The sequence below is a fragment of the Cellulomonas sp. URHD0024 genome (assembly GCF_000426185.1).
In the GTDB taxonomy this organism is placed as follows: Bacteria; Actinomycetota; Actinomycetes; order Actinomycetales; family Cellulomonadaceae; genus Cellulomonas.
The window spans coordinates 45,714-62,447 of sequence record NZ_AUEW01000004.1 but is presented as its reverse complement, the minus strand read 5'-3'; the positions used below and the strand labels follow the sequence as shown (position 1 = coordinate 62,447).

General features: G+C 71.0%; 17 protein-coding genes. 3 read left to right on the top strand and 14 right to left on the bottom strand.

Annotation, left to right across the window (positions count from 1 at the left end; all coding sequences use genetic code 11):
- Positions 1–311: 311 nt before the first annotated feature.
- The 8 genes from ilvC to I847_RS22080 all read right to left on the bottom strand — a co-directional run bounded on the left by ilvC (position 312) and on the right by I847_RS22080 (position 9,235).
- Entirely contained in the window at positions 312–1,340 is a 1,029-nt protein-coding gene (gene ilvC, locus I847_RS0105390; protein ID WP_028048875.1) for a ketol-acid reductoisomerase, read from the bottom strand.
- 64 nt (positions 1,341–1,404) lie between these two features.
- Positions 1,405–1,929: an acetolactate synthase small subunit gene (ilvN, locus tag I847_RS0105385; protein ID WP_028048874.1), complete on the bottom strand. Its 525-nt coding sequence runs from the start codon at positions 1,927–1,929 to the stop codon at positions 1,405–1,407.
- A 3-nt stretch (positions 1,930–1,932) separates the two neighbouring features.
- Complete coding sequence (locus I847_RS0105380; protein WP_028048873.1) at positions 1,933–3,792, bottom strand: acetolactate synthase large subunit; 1,860 nt, start codon at positions 3,790–3,792, stop codon at positions 1,933–1,935.
- A gap of 249 nt (positions 3,793–4,041) precedes the next feature.
- On the bottom strand, positions 4,042–4,629 hold the full coding sequence (locus I847_RS0105375) for a pyridoxamine 5'-phosphate oxidase family protein (RefSeq protein ID WP_028048872.1): 588 nt from the start codon (positions 4,627–4,629) through the stop codon (positions 4,042–4,044).
- Positions 4,630–4,724: 95 nt separating this feature from the next.
- Complete coding sequence (locus I847_RS0105370; protein WP_028048871.1) at positions 4,725–5,459, bottom strand: DUF2306 domain-containing protein; 735 nt, start codon at positions 5,457–5,459, stop codon at positions 4,725–4,727.
- Positions 5,460–5,525: 66 nt separating this feature from the next.
- Positions 5,526–7,190, bottom strand: coding sequence for an alpha-glucosidase (locus I847_RS0105365; RefSeq protein ID WP_028048870.1), 1,665 nt, complete (start codon positions 7,188–7,190; stop codon positions 5,526–5,528).
- A 36-nt stretch (positions 7,191–7,226) separates the two neighbouring features.
- Positions 7,227–8,222 (bottom strand): ABC transporter permease subunit, encoded by a 996-nt coding sequence (locus tag I847_RS0105360; RefSeq protein ID WP_028048869.1) that lies wholly within the window; start codon positions 8,220–8,222, stop codon positions 7,227–7,229.
- Positions 8,219–9,235, bottom strand: coding sequence for an ABC transporter ATP-binding protein (locus I847_RS22080; RefSeq protein ID WP_034609272.1), 1,017 nt, complete (start codon positions 9,233–9,235; stop codon positions 8,219–8,221). The genes I847_RS0105360 and I847_RS22080 overlap by 4 nt, the downstream gene beginning before the upstream one ends.
- A gap of 127 nt (positions 9,236–9,362) precedes the next feature.
- Between I847_RS22080 and I847_RS0105350 the strand changes: the two genes are divergently transcribed.
- Entirely contained in the window at positions 9,363–9,791 is a 429-nt protein-coding gene (locus I847_RS0105350) for a hypothetical protein (RefSeq protein WP_028048868.1), read from the top strand.
- Entirely contained in the window at positions 9,791–10,111 is a 321-nt protein-coding gene (locus tag I847_RS0105345) for a transcriptional regulator (protein ID WP_028048867.1), read from the top strand. Before I847_RS0105350 ends, I847_RS0105345 begins: the two co-directional genes overlap by 1 nt.
- A 3-nt stretch (positions 10,112–10,114) precedes the next feature.
- On the opposite strand, the gene I847_RS27030 is transcribed toward I847_RS0105345, so the two are convergent.
- The gene (locus I847_RS27030) at positions 10,115–10,870 is read right to left on the bottom strand and encodes a hypothetical protein (protein WP_028048866.1); all 756 of its coding nucleotides are present in this window, start codon (positions 10,868–10,870) and stop codon (positions 10,115–10,117) included.
- An 8-nt stretch (positions 10,871–10,878) separates the two neighbouring features.
- A complete protein-coding gene (gene ilvD, locus I847_RS0105335; protein WP_028048865.1) occupies positions 10,879–12,609 on the bottom strand; it encodes a dihydroxy-acid dehydratase in 1,731 nt (576 codons plus the stop codon).
- A 247-nt stretch (positions 12,610–12,856) separates the two neighbouring features.
- Here ilvD and I847_RS26610 point away from each other — a divergent pair, with 247 nt between their 5' ends.
- Positions 12,857–13,024 carry a hypothetical protein gene (locus I847_RS26610; protein WP_155856024.1) on the top strand — a complete coding sequence of 56 codons (168 nt, stop codon included), beginning with the start codon at positions 12,857–12,859 and terminating at the stop codon, positions 13,022–13,024.
- Between the two features lie 78 nt (positions 13,025–13,102).
- On the opposite strand, the gene I847_RS22075 is transcribed toward I847_RS26610, so the two are convergent.
- Genes I847_RS22075 through I847_RS27025 form a run of 4 tightly spaced genes read right to left on the bottom strand, consistent with a single transcriptional unit; the run spans position 13,103 to position 16,729 of the window.
- A complete protein-coding gene (locus I847_RS22075) occupies positions 13,103–13,576 on the bottom strand; it encodes a S26 family signal peptidase (RefSeq protein WP_051274500.1) in 474 nt (157 codons plus the stop codon).
- Complete coding sequence (locus tag I847_RS22070) at positions 13,573–14,403, bottom strand: BTAD domain-containing putative transcriptional regulator (RefSeq protein WP_034609267.1); 831 nt, start codon at positions 14,401–14,403, stop codon at positions 13,573–13,575. Before I847_RS22070 ends, I847_RS22075 begins: the two co-directional genes overlap by 4 nt.
- Positions 14,400–16,265 (bottom strand): ABC transporter ATP-binding protein, encoded by a 1,866-nt coding sequence (locus I847_RS22065; RefSeq protein ID WP_051274499.1) that lies wholly within the window; start codon positions 16,263–16,265, stop codon positions 14,400–14,402. Before I847_RS22065 ends, I847_RS22070 begins: the two co-directional genes overlap by 4 nt.
- Entirely contained in the window at positions 16,235–16,729 is a 495-nt protein-coding gene (locus tag I847_RS27025; RefSeq protein WP_028048864.1) for a hypothetical protein, read from the bottom strand. Before I847_RS27025 ends, I847_RS22065 begins: the two co-directional genes overlap by 31 nt.
- Positions 16,730–16,734 lie beyond the last annotated feature (5 nt).

Here is a 16,734-nt window from a genome sequence, read left to right as displayed (position 1 = left end):
GGCGCCGTCCCTCCCGGCGGCACGCGCTGCACCGGGCGCCGTCGCGGCGTTCGGGCGCCGCGGCCCGGGAACGCGAACGGCACCGCGGCCGGAGCCTGCGGTGCCGTTCGTCGTCGAGAGGAGGATCAGCGCGCGGCGGTGCCCTCGAACCTGTGGTCGGGTCCCCCGCTGTGCGCTGCCTCCGGCACGTGCCACCCTTCGGGCGGCCCGTACCTCCGTCAGCGCGCCGCGGAACCCTCGAACCTGTGGTCGGGTCCCCCGCTGTGCGCTGCCTCCGGCACGTGCCACCCTTCGGGCGGCCCGTACCTCCGTCAGCGCGCCGCGGAACCCTCGACGTAGTCGGTCTCCGAGGGCTTCACCCACGCGAACAGCTTGCGCAGCTCACGGCCGACGGGCTCGATCGGGTGGTTCTGGCCCTTCTCCCGCAGCTCCTTGAACTCAGGGGCGCCGGCGTCCTGGTCGTTGATGAACCGCTCCGCGAAGGCACCCGACTGGATGTCCGCGAGGACGGCCTGCATGTTCGCCTTGACGTCCGGGGTGATGACCCGCGGGCCGGACACGTAGTCGCCGTACTCGGCGGTGTCGGACACCGACCAGCGCTGCTTGGTGATGCCGCCCTCGAAGATCAGGTCGACGATCAGCTTCAGCTCGTGCAGGACCTCGAAGTAGGCGACCTCGGGCTGGTAGCCCGCCTCGGTGAGGGTCTCGAAGCCGTACTGGATCAACTGGGAGACGCCACCGCACAGGACGGCCTGCTCGCCGAACAGGTCCGTCTCGGTCTCCTCGGTGAAGCTCGTCTTGATGCCGGCGGCGCGCAGGCCACCGATCGCCTTGGCGTAGGACAGCGCCAGAGGCCAGGCGGCACCGGACGCGTCCTGCTCGACGGCGACGATGACCGGGACGCCACGACCGTCGACGTACTCGCGGCGGACCAGGTGGCCCGGGCCCTTGGGGGCGACCATGAGGACGTCGTGCTGCGCGGCCGGCTTGATGTAGCCGAACCGGATGTTGAAGCCGTGGCCGAAGACCAGCGCAGCGCCGTCCTTCAGGTTCGGCTCGATCTCGTCGCGGTAGACGATGCGCTGGACCTGGTCCGGCGCCAGGATGACGACGACGTCGGCCTCACGGACGGCGTCGGCCACCGAGGCGACCTTGAGGCCCTGGTTCTCGGCCTTGGCGCGGGACGCCGAGCCCTCGCGCAGGCCCACCGTCACGTCGACACCGGAGTCGCGCAGGTTGAGGCTGTGCGCGTGCCCCTGGCTGCCGTAGCCGATGACGGCGACCTTCTTGTTGGCGATGATCGACAGGTCGGCATCGTCGTCGTAGAACAGCTCGGCCACGGTGAAATCTCCTCGGTAGGAAGGGGTTCTTCTCGGACAGGAAAAAGGGAAGTCGGACGGTCTTTCAGGCAGATCTGTTGACCCGCTCCAGCGCACGGTCGGTGATCGAGCGGGAACCGCGCCCGATCGCCACCGTGCCGGACTGCACGATCTCGCGGATCCCGAAGGGCTCCAGGGCGGCGAGCAGGGCGTCGAGCTTGCCCGGCCCGCCGGTCGCCTCGATGACGACGGTGTCCGGCACGACGTCGACGACGTGCGCGCGGAAGAGCTGGACGACCTCGAGCACGCTGGTGCGCTGCGCGGTGTCGGCCTTGACCTTGACCAGCAGCAGCTCGCGCTGCACGGAGGCCGCGTCCTCGAGCTCCACGATCTTGATGACGTTGATCAGCTTGTTCAGCTGCTTGGTCACCTGCTCGAGCGGGTGCTCGTCGACGTCGACGACCACCGTGATACGCGAGATCTCGTCGTGCTCGGTGGGACCGACCGCGAGCGAGTGGATGTTGAACGACCGCCGCGCGAACAGCCCGGCGACGCGCGTGAGCACGCCGGGCTTGTTCTCGACGAGGACCGACAGCGTGTGGCGGGACATGGCTCAGTCCTCTCGGTCCCACGCGGGGCTGATCCCACGCGCGTACTGGATCTGGTCGTTGCTGACACCCGCGGCGACCATCGGCCACACCATCGCGTCGCGCGACACGGTGAAGTCGACCACCACGGGCTGGTCGTTGATCTCGAGCGCGCGCTTGATCGTCGCGTCGACGTCGGCTGCGGACTCGCAGCGCAGGCCGGCGCACCCGTAGGCGTCGGCCAGCTTCACGAAGTCCGGGATCCGCACGGTGCCGTGCCCGGTGTTCAGGTCGGTGTTCGAGTAGCGGGACTCGTAGAACAGGGTCTGCCACTGGCGGACCATGCCGAGCGAGGAGTTGTTGATGATCGCGACCTTGATCGGGATGTCGTTGATCGTGCAGGTGGCCAGCTCCTGGTTGGTCATCTGGAAGCAGCCGTCACCGTCGATCGCCCACACGGTGCGCGACGGGTCGCCCACCTTGGCGCCCATGGCGGCCGGAACCGCGTAGCCCATGGTGCCCAGGCCACCGGAGTTCAGCCAGGAGTTGGGCCGCTGGTACTTGATGAACTGTGCCGCCCACATCTGGTGCTGGCCGACGCCCGCCGCGAAGATCGACTCCGGTCCGGACAGCTCGCCGATGCGCGAGATCACGTGCTGCGGCGAGAGGTGACCGTCGGCCGGCTCGTCGTAGCCGAGGGGGAACGTCGCGCGCCACTCGTCCAGCTGGCGCCACCAGCCCTCGAGGTCCGGCTTGCCGTGCTGGACGTGCTCGCGGGCGAGCTCCGGCAGCAGGTCGGCCATGACCTCCTTGAGATCCCCGACGATCGGCACGTCGGCGACCCGGTTCTTGCCGATCTCGGCAGGGTCGATGTCCGCGTGCACGATCGTCGCGTTCGGCGCGAAGCTCGACAGCTGTCCGGTGACGCGGTCGTCGAACCGCGCGCCGAGCGCCACGATCAGGTCGGCCTTCTGCAGCGCGGCGACCGCGGCGACCGTGCCGTGCATGCCGGGCATGCCCAGGTGCTGCGGGTGGCTGTCGGGCAGCGCGCCACGCGCCATGAGCGTGGTCACGACGGGCGCGCCGGCCGCCTCGGCCAACGTGGTGAGCTCGGCTGCCGCACGTGCGCGGATCACGCCGCCACCCACGTAGAAGACCGGCCTGCGCGACGTCGCGATGAGCCGCGCCGCCTCGCGGATCTGCTTGGCGTGCGGCTTGGTCACCGGGTGGTAGCCGGGCAGGTTCAGGTCCTGCGGCCAGGAGAACGTGGTGTTCGCCTGCATGGCGGACTTCGAGATGTCGACGAGCACCGGGCCGGGGCGGCCGGTCGAGGCGATGTGGAACGCCTCGGCGATGACCCGGGGAATGTCGTCGGGGTCGGTGACGAGGTAGTTGTGCTTGGTCACCGGCAGCGTGATCCCGACGATGTCCGCCTCCTGGAAGCCGTCCGTCCCGATCAGCGACGAGACGACCTGCCCGGTGATCGCGACCAGCGGCACGGAGTCCATGTGGGCATCGGCGATGGGGGTCACGAGGTTGGTCGCCCCCGGGCCCGAGGTCGCCATGCAGACGCCGACCCGACCGGTCGCCGCCGCATAGCCCGCAGCCGCGTGGCCGCCGCCCTGCTCGTGGCGCACCAGGATGTGGCGGACGCGCGTGGAGTCCATCAGCGGGTCGTAGAGGGGCAGGATCGCGCCGCCGGGGATGCCGAACACGACCTCGACACCCGCCTCCTCGAGCGAGCGGACGATCGACTTGGCACCGGTGACCTGCTCGGGACCGATCGCGCTCGTGCCGGCAACGGCAGGTACGCGGGGGCTCGTCACGTTCGCGGTCGGGGCGTGCGCGGGCGTGCGCGGCGGTGCCGGGTGTGGACCCTGGACCATCGATGTCTCCCTGGGTGGTGCTGCTCAGTCGAGCTGACAACTGCTGCCTGGTGCCGAACACAGAAAAGCCCCTCGAGCCACGGAACGGGCTGGACGAGGGGCGAGCGCGCTGACGGGGCCTGGACGGGGAGGCCTCAGCCGGCGCGCTCAGGAAGTACTACGAGGGTGGTCTGCACGCCGACGAGACTACGCCCACGTTTCGCGCATGTCACGTCGCCCCCGTGGTGTCTCACATCGTGGTTCACGTGATCAGTGGGCGGACACATCCGTGGGCTCCGCCGGCGACGGATCCATGTCGAACGCCGGGAGCCCGTCGATGCTCGTCCGGTTCTTGAGCCGCCTGTAGTCGGCCCGACCTTCGACGCCCTTGCGCTCCATGTAGGGCGGCAGCAGGTCGCGCTCGCCCTCCACGGTCATCAGCGGGACGCCGTAGCCGCACGAGTCGGAGACGCGTTCCACGTCGACGAGGATCACCGCGCGGGCGCCCGCCGTGGGAGGGAACAGCGCCGACAGCTCGTCGAAACCCTCGTCGTAGAGCGTGACGAAGCGGCCGTGGCCGTGCAGCCGGACGATGTTGGGCGGGCCCTGGAACGCGCAGAACATGATCGTGATACGGCCGTTGTCGCGCAGGTGAGCGATCGTCTCGGACCCGCTGGCCGTGATGTCGAGGTAGGCCACGCGGTGCTCGTCGAGGATGACGAACGTGCCGCCGATCCCCTTGGGCGAGACGTTCACGTGACCGTCCGGACCGCTCGGGGCGGTCGCGACGAAGAACACGGGCTGCGCCTCGATGAACGCACGCAGCCGGTCGTCGATCTTCTCGTGCACCTTGCCCACGGCGACTCCTTCCTCCCCCGCAGAGCCTACAAGTCGTGCCGTGGCGAGGTGCAGCCGGCGAGATCACGCCCCTGGAGCGTGCCATCGGCCCCCGATCAGACCGCGGCCACCGACGTGAGGCGGTACGACGGCAGCCCTCGACGGCGGACGAGCCACTCGGCGACCACGAGGTTGATGAGCCAGCACAGGAACGGGACCGCGGCATAGCCGTTGTCCCAGGCGGCCTCGTACGACTCCGTCGTGACGGACGAGAACGGCACCAGCTGCACGACGAGGAACAACGGCTGGAGCACCCGGAGCGTCACCGCCGCATAGGTGAGGGCGTAGTTGCGGATCATCCACGCCTGGTGGCTGGGGACGTCGCCGGTCCGGATGGCCCGGTAGGCACGGCCGCCGGTCCACAGCCACAGCACGGCGAGCGTGCCGAACCCGAAGAAGCCGACCATCCCCGCGGTGTTGAACGGAGCCATGACGAGCGACGCGAGCGCGCTCACGGCGACCGAGAGCAGATACGTACGGCCGATCGCGCGGTGCAGCGCGCGTCGTCGGTTCCGGAGCCGGGCGGAGAACTGCAGTGGTCCGAGGAGCAGCGCGAGCGTGGCGAACGTGATGTGGACGTAGAGCGCGGCCTGCACGAACGCGGGTTGACCGGCATATCCCTTGGCCAGTCCGCTGTCCTGGTCGGCCAGCGTGCTCAGCGATGCGGTGAAGTAGGGCACCGCCGAGAAGGCGACGACGCCGACAGAGGCGAGCAGGACCGCGGTCCAGCCCACACGGTTGCGGCGTACGGTCGTGATCTGCGGGGCGGGCGGGGCAGCCGTCGTCGTCATGCGATCGACGCTAGAGACCGCCGGAGGGCAGCGTCTGTGGTGCGCGCCCCCGGGCGGGTGCGGGGGCTACCCCACGTGCCGGTGCACGCGCGCCTCCCACGGGCGCAGGGTCGTGGCCGGTGCGGAGTAGTTGGACAGGATCAGCTCCCCGGGGTCGTGGTCCAGCACGACGTCCTGCAGCGAGCCCGAGAAGTTCCCGAGCACCGTGAGCGTCACCCCGTCCCACGAGCGCGTGAAGGCGTAGACGTGCTCGTGATCGGGCAGGAGCATCGTGAAGTCGCCGAGGGCGACGACCGGGTCGTCGTGGCGCAGCGCGATCAGGCGGCGGTAGTGGTGGAAGACGGACTCCGGGTCGGCGCGCTCGGCCGCCGCGTTGATGATGCCGAAGTTCTCGTTGACGTCGATCCACGGCGTGCCGGTGGAGAATCCGGCGTTCGGGTCCGACGACCACTGCATCGGCGTGCGGGCGTTGTCTCGACCCCGCTCGGCGACGCCCGCCAGGCTTCCGGAGGCTTCGACGTGGCGCAGCGTCTCGATGTCCCGGTACTGGTCGAGGCGCGTGAAGTGCGCGTTCGTCATCCCGAGCTCCTCGCCCTGGTAGACGAACGGCGTGCCGCGGTGCAGGTGCAGGACCGTCGCCAGCATGGTCGCGGACTCTCGTCGGAAGTGGCCGTCGTCGCCGAACCGGGACACGATCCGCGGCTGGTCGTGGTTGTCCCAGTAGAGGCTGTTCCAGCCGATGTCCGCCAACCCCGCCTGCCAGCGGCCGAACGACGCCTTGAGGTCCGCCAGCCGCAACGGCCGGACGTCGAACTTGCCCCCCGGTCCGTGGTCGAGGCCGACGTGCTCGAACTGGAAGACCATGTCGACCTCGGCGCGGGCGGGATCCGTGAACACGCGGGCCTGGTCGATCGTGACCCCCGGCATCTCGCCGACCGTCAGCAGTCGCTCCGGCCGGCCGGCGAACACGGCCCGGTGCATCTCCGCCAGGAAGTCGTGGATCCGGGGCCCGCAGATGTACGACGCCGAGCCGTCCGCCCAGACACCGCCGTGCACGGGACCGTCCGGCAGGGACGTGTCCTTGGAGAGCACGTTGACGACGTCCATCCGGAAGCCGTCGACGCCCCGGTCGAGCCACCAGCGCATCATGGCGTAGACGGCCTGCCGGACCTCCTCGTTCTCCCAGTTGAGGTCCGGCTGCTTGCGGCTGAACAGGTGCAGGTAGTACTCGCCGCTCGTCTCGTCGAGCTCCCAGACGGAGCCGGAGAAGAAGGACCCCCAGTTGGTGGGCTCCGCGCCCGGTGCACCCGCGGCGAGGCCCGCGCGAGGTGGGCGCCACCAGTACCAGTCACGCTTCGGGCTCGTCGGGTCGCGGGACTCCACGAACCACGGGTGCTCGTCGGACGTGTGGTTCACGACGAGATCCATGACCAGCTTGATCCCGTGCTCGTGCAGGGCCGCGATCAGCTCGTCGAGGTCGTCGAGCGTGCCGAACACCGGGTCGACGGCCTGGTAGTCGCTGATGTCGTAGCCGTTGTCGTCCTGCGGCGAGGCGTAGACCGGCGACAGCCACACGGCGTCCACGCCGAGCTCGACGAGGTGGTCGAGGCGGTGGAGGATGCCGCGCAGGTCACCGATGCCGTCACCGTCGGAGTCCGCGAACGACCGCGGATACACCTGGTACACGACAGCACGGGTCCACCACGGCGCATCCTCGACGCTCCAGCTCACCCACCCATCGTGAACCCGGCGCGGTAGATCCGCCGGTCAGGCGATGTCTCGACGACGGAACACGAGGAGAGCCGCCGCCACGAGCGCGACTGCGACCACCCCGCCGACGACAGCGCCGTGCGTCTGGGAGACCTGGTGGACGATGGCGGTGCACTCCTGCCCCGTCGGCGTCGTCGTGCACTTGTTCACGTAGTACTCGGCACCGCCGTTGGTCCACGCCGTGATGTTCATGACCACGGACCACGGCCTCAGGCCGGTCGCGACGTTCATCAGGATGCCCTCGACGAGCACGGCCCAGCCGAGCACGACCCCCAGAGCCGCGGCCGTGTGCCTCAGCAGGGTGCCGAGCGCGGCGCCCACCATCGCGACGACGGCCGCCAGCGCGAGGATCCGGCCGGACTCGGCCCAGATCTCGCCCGTCCCCCCGTGCGCCTCGCCGAAGTGGGCGTAGATCAGCCAGGACCCGCCGATCACGAGGCCCAGTCCTAGGGCCGCGTACGGGATCGTCGCGACCACGGCCGCGGCGAGCTTGCTGGCGAGCACACGCGTGCGGCGCGGTGCGAACGTGAGCCAGTTGCCGATGGCGCCCGTCGAGAACTCCGCCGCGACGAAGCTCACCGCGAGCACGGCCGGGACGAGCACGTACAGCGCGGCGAGCTGGCCGAGCAGGCCGGCGGTGTCCACCGCGAAGTTCGGGTTCTTCGGCAGGAAGTTCGCGAGGGTCGGGGCCATGTGGTCGCACCCGTAGTCGACGTCGGCGGGATCCGTGCCGGCCGCTTCGGCGTCCTTGCGGGCGGTCGCCTCCTGCGCGCGGCAGTCGGCGAGCATCTGGGGCCCGTTCTCCTTCCAGTCCGCTTCCTGCTGCTCGAAGTACTGCGTCGCCTGAGCGACCTGGGCCGCCGACGCAGGCTTCGCAGCATCCCAGGCCGAGATCAGCGTCAGTCCCGACAGGACGAGCAGAGCGATCACGCCGAGCCGGATGAGCAACCTGGCCCTGAAACGGTCGAGCTCGATGCCGACGAGACGGATCATGACGCCGCCCCCGCCTGCGCGCTGTCGGAGTCCAGCGCGTGAGCGCCAGGTCCGTCCGGTCTGTCGCCCGGTGCGTGCGTCCCTGGTCCTCGGCCGGCGGTCAGCTCGAGGAACACGGACTCCAGGTCGGCACGGATCGGCACGAGCTCGTCCAGGTAGAGACCCTGGTCCGCGAGCGCCCGCGTGATGTGGCCCGGCTGCACCGAGCCGCTGACGACGAGGTACGCGCCCTCGCGCGTGACGCCCCACCCCCGCGCCTGCAGCACCTGCGCGGCACGTTCGGAGTCGACGATCCCCACGCGGACGGTCGTGGCGGTCGCGCCCGCCCCGATGAGGTCGCTGACCTTGCCGCTCGCGATGAGCTCGCCGCGGGCGATGATCGAGACCGTGTCGGCCACCTGCTCGACCTCGGCCAGGATGTGGCTCGAGACGAGCACGGTCTTGCCGCGGTCCGCGAGCCCACGCATGGTGCCGCGGATCTCGCGGATGCCCGCCGGGTCGAGGCCGTTCGTCGGCTCGTCGAAGATCAGCAGGTCGGGGTCCTTGAGCAACGTCGCCGCGATCGCGAGCCGCTGCTTCATGCCGAGGGAGTACCCCTTGTACCGGTCCTTCGCGCGGTCCGTGAGCCCGACGTCCTCCAGCACCACGTCCACCAGGTGCGGGGGCGCGTCGATCGCACGCGCGAGCAGGGAGAGGTTCTTGCGTCCCGAGAAGCTGGGGAAGAACTTGGGCTGCTCGACGATCGCGCCGACGCGCCCGACGACCTGAGGCAGCCGGGCGGGCACGTCCTCGCCGAACAGGGTCATCGTGCCCGAGTCCGGGCGGATGAGGCCGAGCAGCATCCGGATCGTCGTCGTCTTGCCCGCGCCGTTCGGCCCGAGGAAGCCGTGCACCCCACCGATGGGGACGTCGAGGTCGAGTCCCCCCACGGCGACCGAGCGGCGACCGTTGAGCTTGCGGTAGGTCTTGCGCAGACCCCGCGTGGATATGGCCGTCGTCGTGCTGGTGCTCACAGCGTTGTGCTCCCTGCAGGGGATACGTCCGGCGATGTGCCGGCCGCGAGCGACGGTACAGGTGCCGGCACCGGCCGGGAGGCGGAACGGACGTGCGAAAGTACTTTCCGTTATGGAAACTACTTCCATGACGATGAACCCGACGCCCGAGCAGGCGCAGCACCTCCTGACCCTGACCCACGGCGCAGCCGACTCGCTGCGCGCCGCGGGCCAGAACCGCCACGCTCAGTGGCTCACCGGGTTCGCGACCAGCACCTTCATGACGTACGTCGGGCTGAGCACGACCCCCGACGACGCCGGCGGCCTCGTGCTGCTCGGTGCGTACATGGCGACCGTCGCGTTCCTGAGCTTCGCCCTGCGCCGGGGAGCACCCGTGACCAAGCGCGGCCTGTCCGGGCGTCTGGTGCCCGCCATGTCGACCTGGGGCGTGCTCTACGGCATCACGCTCTTCGTCGGGCTGGAGTGGTTCCGCGAGTCGAGCCTGTTCTGGCTCGTCAGCGCGTTCGTCGTCACGGCACCGCTGGCCGTCGGCGCGTGGCGCGAGGGGCGGGCGTGATGGCTCTGCCCGACAGCGACGCCGTGGGAGAGACGGCTCGCTCCCGGCTCGACGAGATCATCCACTCCCCCGTGCGCCTCTCGGTGGTCGCGGCCCTCGCCGCGACCGACGAGGCCGAGTTCGGCGCCGTCCGGGATGCGGTCCAGATCAGCGACTCCGCGCTGAGCAAGGCCGTGACCGTCCTGGAGGACGCCGGCTACGTGTCGGCGCGCAAGGGGTACGTGGGCAAGCGGCCGCGGACGTGGCTCTCGGCGACGTCAGCCGGCCGGGACGCGCTGCAGGCGCACCTGGCCGCGCTGAGAGCGATCGCGGGCCAGTGAGCCTCACGGCGTCGGTGTGATCGTCCAGCTGCCGGTGGTCGCGATCGCGAGGATCCCCGGCATGGCCACGTCCTCGACGTCGGCGAACGCCTCGGTGTCACCGAACAGCTGCGGCGGCCCGGCCTCCTTGGTGCCGAAGCTCCGGGCGGAGAAGCGGTCGCCCGGTCCGGCCGGGGTCCACGAGACCTGCGCGGACGTGGCCGTGTCGCCGAACCTCAGCACCGACGAGCCCGAACCCGCCTGCTGGCCGTGCACGACCGGCAGGTCGTTCCAGCTCTCGAACCGCAGCGTCCACGGTCCTTGCGCCTGCAACCAGACCGACTGGTTCGGGTCGCTGCCCTTGAGGGGATCCATGAGGTAGGAGCCGGTGAGCGGCCCGTCGGTGCTGCCGAACGGCGACCGTCGACCGGGTCCCGTGAGCGCGGTCGGACCCGCGCAGGCGCTGCAGTCGAGCGTGACGACCACCGCGACGTCGCCGTCGACCAGGTAGGTCACCGCGACGTCGCCGGAGCCCTGCAGCTGCGCCGGCGCGCCGTTGCCGACGGGTCCCGCGTCCAGGCGCTGCGCCGGCGCGGCAGTTGGCCCCGCGACGGGCTCGACCGTCGGCGTCGGCGTAGGGGTCGGGGTCGGCGTCGGGACGGCGGACGGCGTCGAGGTGGCGCGAGCGGACGGCGCGCTCACCGGGTCGGGTCCGGCGCCGCACGCCGAGAGCACCAGCACGCCGAACGCCGCGGTGACCGCCAACGATCGTCTGACCACCAGACCGCTCAGATCAGGACCGCGCCCTTCGATGCCGACTGCACGAGCTTGGCGTACTTGGCCAGCACGCCGCGGGTGTACTTGGCCGGCAACGGCTCCCAGCCGACCTTGCGCGACTCGAGCTCCTCCTCGGACACGAGGACCTCGAGCAGCTCGTTGGCCATGTCCAGCCGGATCCGGTCGCCGTCCCGGACGAACGCGATCGGACCGCCGTCGACGGCCTCCGGAGCCACGTGCCCGACGCACAGCCCAGTCGTGCCGCCCGAGAAGCGACCGTCCGTCAGCAGGAGCACGTCCTTGCCCAGGCCCGCACCCTTGATCGCGCCGGTGATGGCCAGCATCTCGCGCATGCCAGGACCGCCCTTGGGGCCCTCGTAGCGGATGACGACGACGTCACCGGCGACGATCGTGCCGTTCTCGAGGGCGTCCAGCGCGTGACGCTCCCGCTCGAACACCCGGGCGGTGCCCTCGAACACGTCGGAGTCGAAGCCCGCGGACTTCACGACCGCACCCTCGGGCGCCAGCGATCCGTGCAGGATCGTGATGCCGCCCGTCTTGTGGATCGGGTTGCTCAGCGCGCGCAGGATCTTGCCGTCGGGGTCCGGCGGGTTCACGTCGGCCAGGTTCTCGGCGACGGTCTTCCCGGTCACGGTGAGGCAGTCGCCATGCAGCAGGCCCGCGTCGAGGAGCGCCTTCATGACGACGGGGACGCCACCGATGCGGTCGATGTCGTTCATGACGTACCGGCCGAACGGCTTGAGGTCGCCCAGGTGCGGCACCTTCGCGGCGACGCGGGAGAAGTCGGCGAGCGTGAGGTCGACCTCGGCCTCGTGCGCGATGGCCAGCAGGTGCAGGACGGCGTTGGTGGAGCCGCCGAACGCCATGACCACGGCGATCGCGTTCTCGAACGCCTCCTTGGTCATGATCTGGCGCGCCGTGATCCCCCGACGGAGCAGCTCGACGACGGCCTCGCCGGACTTGTGCGCGAAGGCGTCGCGACGACGGTCCGCGCTGGGCGGTGCGGCCGAGCCGGGCAGCGACATGCCCATGGCCTCAGCCACCGAGGCCATGGTGTTGGCGGTGTACATGCCGCCGCACGCTCCCTCACCGGGACAGATGGCCCGCTCGATGCGGTCGACGTCCTCGCGGCTCATCAGCCCACGGGCGCAGGCGCCGACGGCCTCGAACGCGTCGATGATGGTGACGTCCTTCTCGGTGCCGTCCGACAGCTTGACCCAGCCCGGCGCGATCGACCCCGCGTAGAGGAACACGCTCGCCAGGTCCAGACGCGCCGCGGCCATGAGCATGCCCGGCAGCGACTTGTCGCAGCCGGCCAGCAGCACGGAGCCGTCGAGACGCTCGGCCTGCATGACCGTCTCGACGGAGTCGGCGATGATGTCACGGCTCACCAGCGAGAAGTGCATGCCCTCGTGGCCCATCGAGATGCCGTCCGAGACGGAGATGGTGCCGAACTCGAGCGGGTAGCCGCCGGCCGCGTGGACGCCGCTCTTGACGGCCTGCGCGAGCCGCTGGAGCGACAGGTTGCAGGGCGTGATCTCGTTCCACGAGCTCGCAACGCCGATCTGCGGCTTGGCGAAGTCGTCGTCACCGAGCCCGACCGCGCGGAGCATGCCGCGTGCGGCCGTCGCCTCGAGACCGTCGGTGACGGTCCGTGAGCGGGGCTTGATGTCGACGTCGGGAGTGGTGGAGCTCGGGTTCTTGTCGGACGTCACGGTCATGCTCGCGAGTGTATGACTGCCGTTCAGGTGCTCCGCTCGCGGGTCACCCTGCGGACTGTGCAGTCGCGACGGTCCGCCCTCGCCGTGTCCCACCGGCCGTCGGTCGACGTAGCCGTGGGAACAGACCTGGCCGGCCGTCTCAGGGCGCCGGGGATCGTGAGCGACGCGTCAGCAGACCGTCAGCGACGCCACGGAGCATGCCTTCAGGGGGCTCGAAGACCGGACCCCCCGAGACGAAGGAGACATCGTGACGAAGATTCGCGCTCTCGCCGACCGCGCCCTCACGGCGCTGCTACCCACGCGTGAGGCCGACGCGGCCAACTGTTGGTACGTCGGAATGCGTGGCCCCTACAAGGAGTACTGCTGCATTACCCCCGGCCGGCCCGGCACGGACTGCTACTACGTCCAGACGTGACGAACAGCCCGGGCGACGACGACGGGCGGCCAGTCGCGCCCGTCGTCGTTGCCCGGGCGGGCATCTCGGCCCGAACGCTCACACAGCAGCCGAAGGGTCCGGCGGGCGGCGCCGGAGCTCCACGTCCCGGGTGCCGGACAGCCGGGCGATGACCCGGCCGTAGACGAGCTCGTCGTGCGCCAGACCCCATGTGCGCGAGTCGGCGCTGGCGGCGGCGTTGTCGCCCAGGACGACGAACCGGCCGGGCGGCACGGGGGCGCCGGGGACCATACCCGCGGCGGCGGCAACGTCCTGCGGCACCGGCGCGCCCGCGGTCGCCGCGACCCGCTTGATGATCAGCCCCGAACCGAAGCCCGCCTCGGAGGGCACGGGGTGCAGGACGACGATGTCGCCAGCACCGGGCACACTGCCTCTGCGGCGGACGAGGACGAGCGCGCCGTGCTCGAGGGTCGGTTCCATGCTCGGACCGCGCACCGCGACGACCGTGAGCGCGTGCCGCAGGAGCAGGACCGTCGCCCCGACGACCAGCGCCGCGAGCAGCACGACGATCACAGGCGCAGCTCCGTTCGCGGATGCGCCGGGCGCGGCGTCACGACAGCGGCCCTGACGGCACCAGCACGAGACATGACCGTCTCGCTCAAGATCGCATCGACGAGGCGACGCACGGCTTCGCTGGGCTCGATCCCGAGCTCCGCGCGATAGAGGTCGCGACATCGCCGGTACGACCGGATGGCGTCCGTGGGCCGACCGAGCTCGACGAGGGCGTGGATCGACAGCTCGTGGAGGCGGTCGCGGAAGGGGTGTGCGCGCAGCGCCCGCGTCGCGATCTCGAGGGCGTCCGCTGCGCGCCCCCGCTGCACGTCGATCTCGGCCTTGGCCTCGACGACGGCCAGTACCTGTTCGGTCAGCATGTCTGCCGCGAGCAGGGTCCGCGCGGCGCCCAGGTCGGCCAGGGCAGGCCCACGGACGATGTCGAGCGCCCGCCCGTACCGCTCGGCAGCCTCGTCCAGGCGACCGGCTCCCGCACTCGAGCGCGCCCCGTCGACGACCTCGACGAACGCGGCCAGGTCGGTCTGCATGGCACCACGCGGAACGAGGTAGCCCGGTGCCGTGGTCACGACGTATCGCGTCGGGTCCGGGACGCCGGCCGCCCGCAGCGCCTTGCGCAGGGCGCAGACATGCCCCTGGAGCTTGGACAGCGCGGTTCGGGGAGGGTCCGAGGGCCAGATCATGTCGACGAGCTCGTCCGTGGCGACGACCCTGCCGTCCGCCATGAGGAGCGCGGCGAGGACGACCCGGCGGGACGTGCTGCCGAGATCCACGGGCACGCCGGCGTGCACGGCAACCATCGGTCCGAGCAGTCCCACCTCGATCGTCATCGGGTCCCCCCCAGCAGCGCGTCGGCCTGCACGTCCAACCACCTCGCGTACGAGCCACCGGCATCCTGGAGCTCGGCGTGCGTCCCCCGTTCGATGACGGCGCCGTCGTCCAGCACGACCACCTGGTCGGCTCCCCGCACGGCGCGAACCCGGTGCGATATGACGAGGCACGTGCCGTGCCGGCGTGCGTCCACCAGCGACGACAGCAGGTCGGCCTCCGCGACGGGGTCGAGCCCGGACGACGGCTCGTCGAGCACCAGCACGTCGCTCGACGTCCGCAGGAAGGCCCGCGCGGCGGCCACGCGCTGCCACTGCCCTCCCGACAGAACCACTCCGGTGGTGGCGTCCTGGTCGCCGACCGGCTCGCCGGAGAACGACCGAGACAGGATCGTGTCGTAGCCCGCGGGCAGCCCGGCGAGCAGGTCCTCGACCCCGGCGCTTCGCGCCGCCTCGTGGACCGACTCAGGCCGTCGGCGGGCCTCAGCGAGCGAGCCGAACGCGACGTTCTCGTGCGCCGACAGCTCCCAGCACACGAAGTCCTGGAAGACCGCCGACATCCGCTCGCGCAGCGCACGCACGTCCACCGTCGCGATGTCTGTGCCGTCCCAGGTGATCCGGCCCCGGTCCGGCTCGTACAGCCGGCACAGGAGCTTGGCGATGGTCGACTTGCCTGCGCCGTTCACGCCGACGATCGCCGTGCACTCGCCGCGGCGCAGGACGAGGTCGACGCCTCGAAGGACCCACGGCTGGTCGTCGGCGTACCGGAACCAGACGTCGTGGAACACGACGGAGTCCTGCAGCGCCTCGACGGCGCCTTCGACGGCACCGGACGCCGGCTGGACGGGCGCGCCGCCCTCGACCACCGCACGGTAGTGGTCCAGCAGCATCGCTCCCTCGTCGACCGCTCCGGCCTGGGACACGAGTCCGGCTGCAGCCGCCTGCATCCCGGCCAGCGACGCCACGAGGAGCGTCACCTGGCCGACGGTCCCGTGGCCGTCCAGCACCAGCAGGACAGTGCCCACGAGCAGCCCGCCGAGGACTGCGGCGGCGAGGACGGCCAGCCCCGAGTCGACGACGGCCGTACGCCGGTCGACCCGTCGCTCCGTCTCCTGGATCGCACCGACCTCGTCGACGAGCCTGCCACGCAGGTGCTCGCCCAGGTCGAACAGCCGGACCTCCTTGGCCACCCGGAGGTCGGTCAGCGTCGTCGCGTAGAAGAGGAGTCGTCGTTCGTGCGGGCTGCGGATGGCGAGGGACGCCGACCGGAGCCTGCTCAGCCGTCGCTGCGCCCATACGCTCGGGGCGATCGCCACGGCCGCGACCACTGCGGCCGCCGGGAAGACGACGACCATCGCGACGAAGAAGCCGATCAGGGCGACGAGGGCCTGGATGGACTGCAGCAGGGCCGGGGTGAAGATCTGCGGGACGGTCTGTGCCGCGACCCGCGACAGCTGGAGCCGGTCGTGGAAGCGCGGGTCCTCCAGCCGGCTCAGCCCGGGGTCACGGGACACCGCAGCGAAGAGGTCCGACTGCAGGCGCAGACCGACGCGCCGCGCCACCTCGGAGTCGAGGTACCGGCTCACGTGCTGGATCACCGCCGCCGCGGCGGCAACGGTGGCCACGCCGACCCCGGCCAGCACCGCGTTGCGCTCGTCCGCACCATCCGTCAGCGCGTCGACCAGGCGCGCCAGGGTCCACGCCCCGACGACCGGCGCGAACCCAGCCAGGACGGCCGTGGCCAGGCGCACGCCGACGAGGACCGGCGCGGCGCGCAGGTGGAACGCGATGCTCGACGCGGCGCCCGTCAACCGCCGAGCCGGTCGGTCGGGCGTCACCGCGCCGGCACCGACGCCGCGAGACAACCCTGCAGGGTCCGGTCGGCAGCGACGGTCCGACCGTCCTCGACCAGGACGTAGGTGGGCGTCCCCGGCACGCCGAACGCCGCGAACCAGTCGTCCATCGAGGACTGGTGCACGACGGCTCCGGCACCGGCGAGCGTCCGACCTATGTGCTGGGAATCGGGTCCGCTGTCCAGCAGCACCGGGACCACGCTCACGCCGGCGTCCGCGAGCTCGGGGACCCGGGCGACGAGGTCCGGCGCGTCCCGCACGCAGCCCTCGCACGTCGTCGACGAGAAGGCGACGAGCACCCGCCCGGACGGGGCGACCTTGTCGGAGACGTCGACGCCGAGCAGAGCACGCGGCAGATCAGGCCCGAGAGCCCGGCGTTCGTCGGCGCGCAGGCGTCGCACGATGGCACCGGTGAGGGCGAGATTGACGAGCACGAGAGCTGTCAGAACCACGACGGCGGCGACCAGGTAGGGCACGGGGA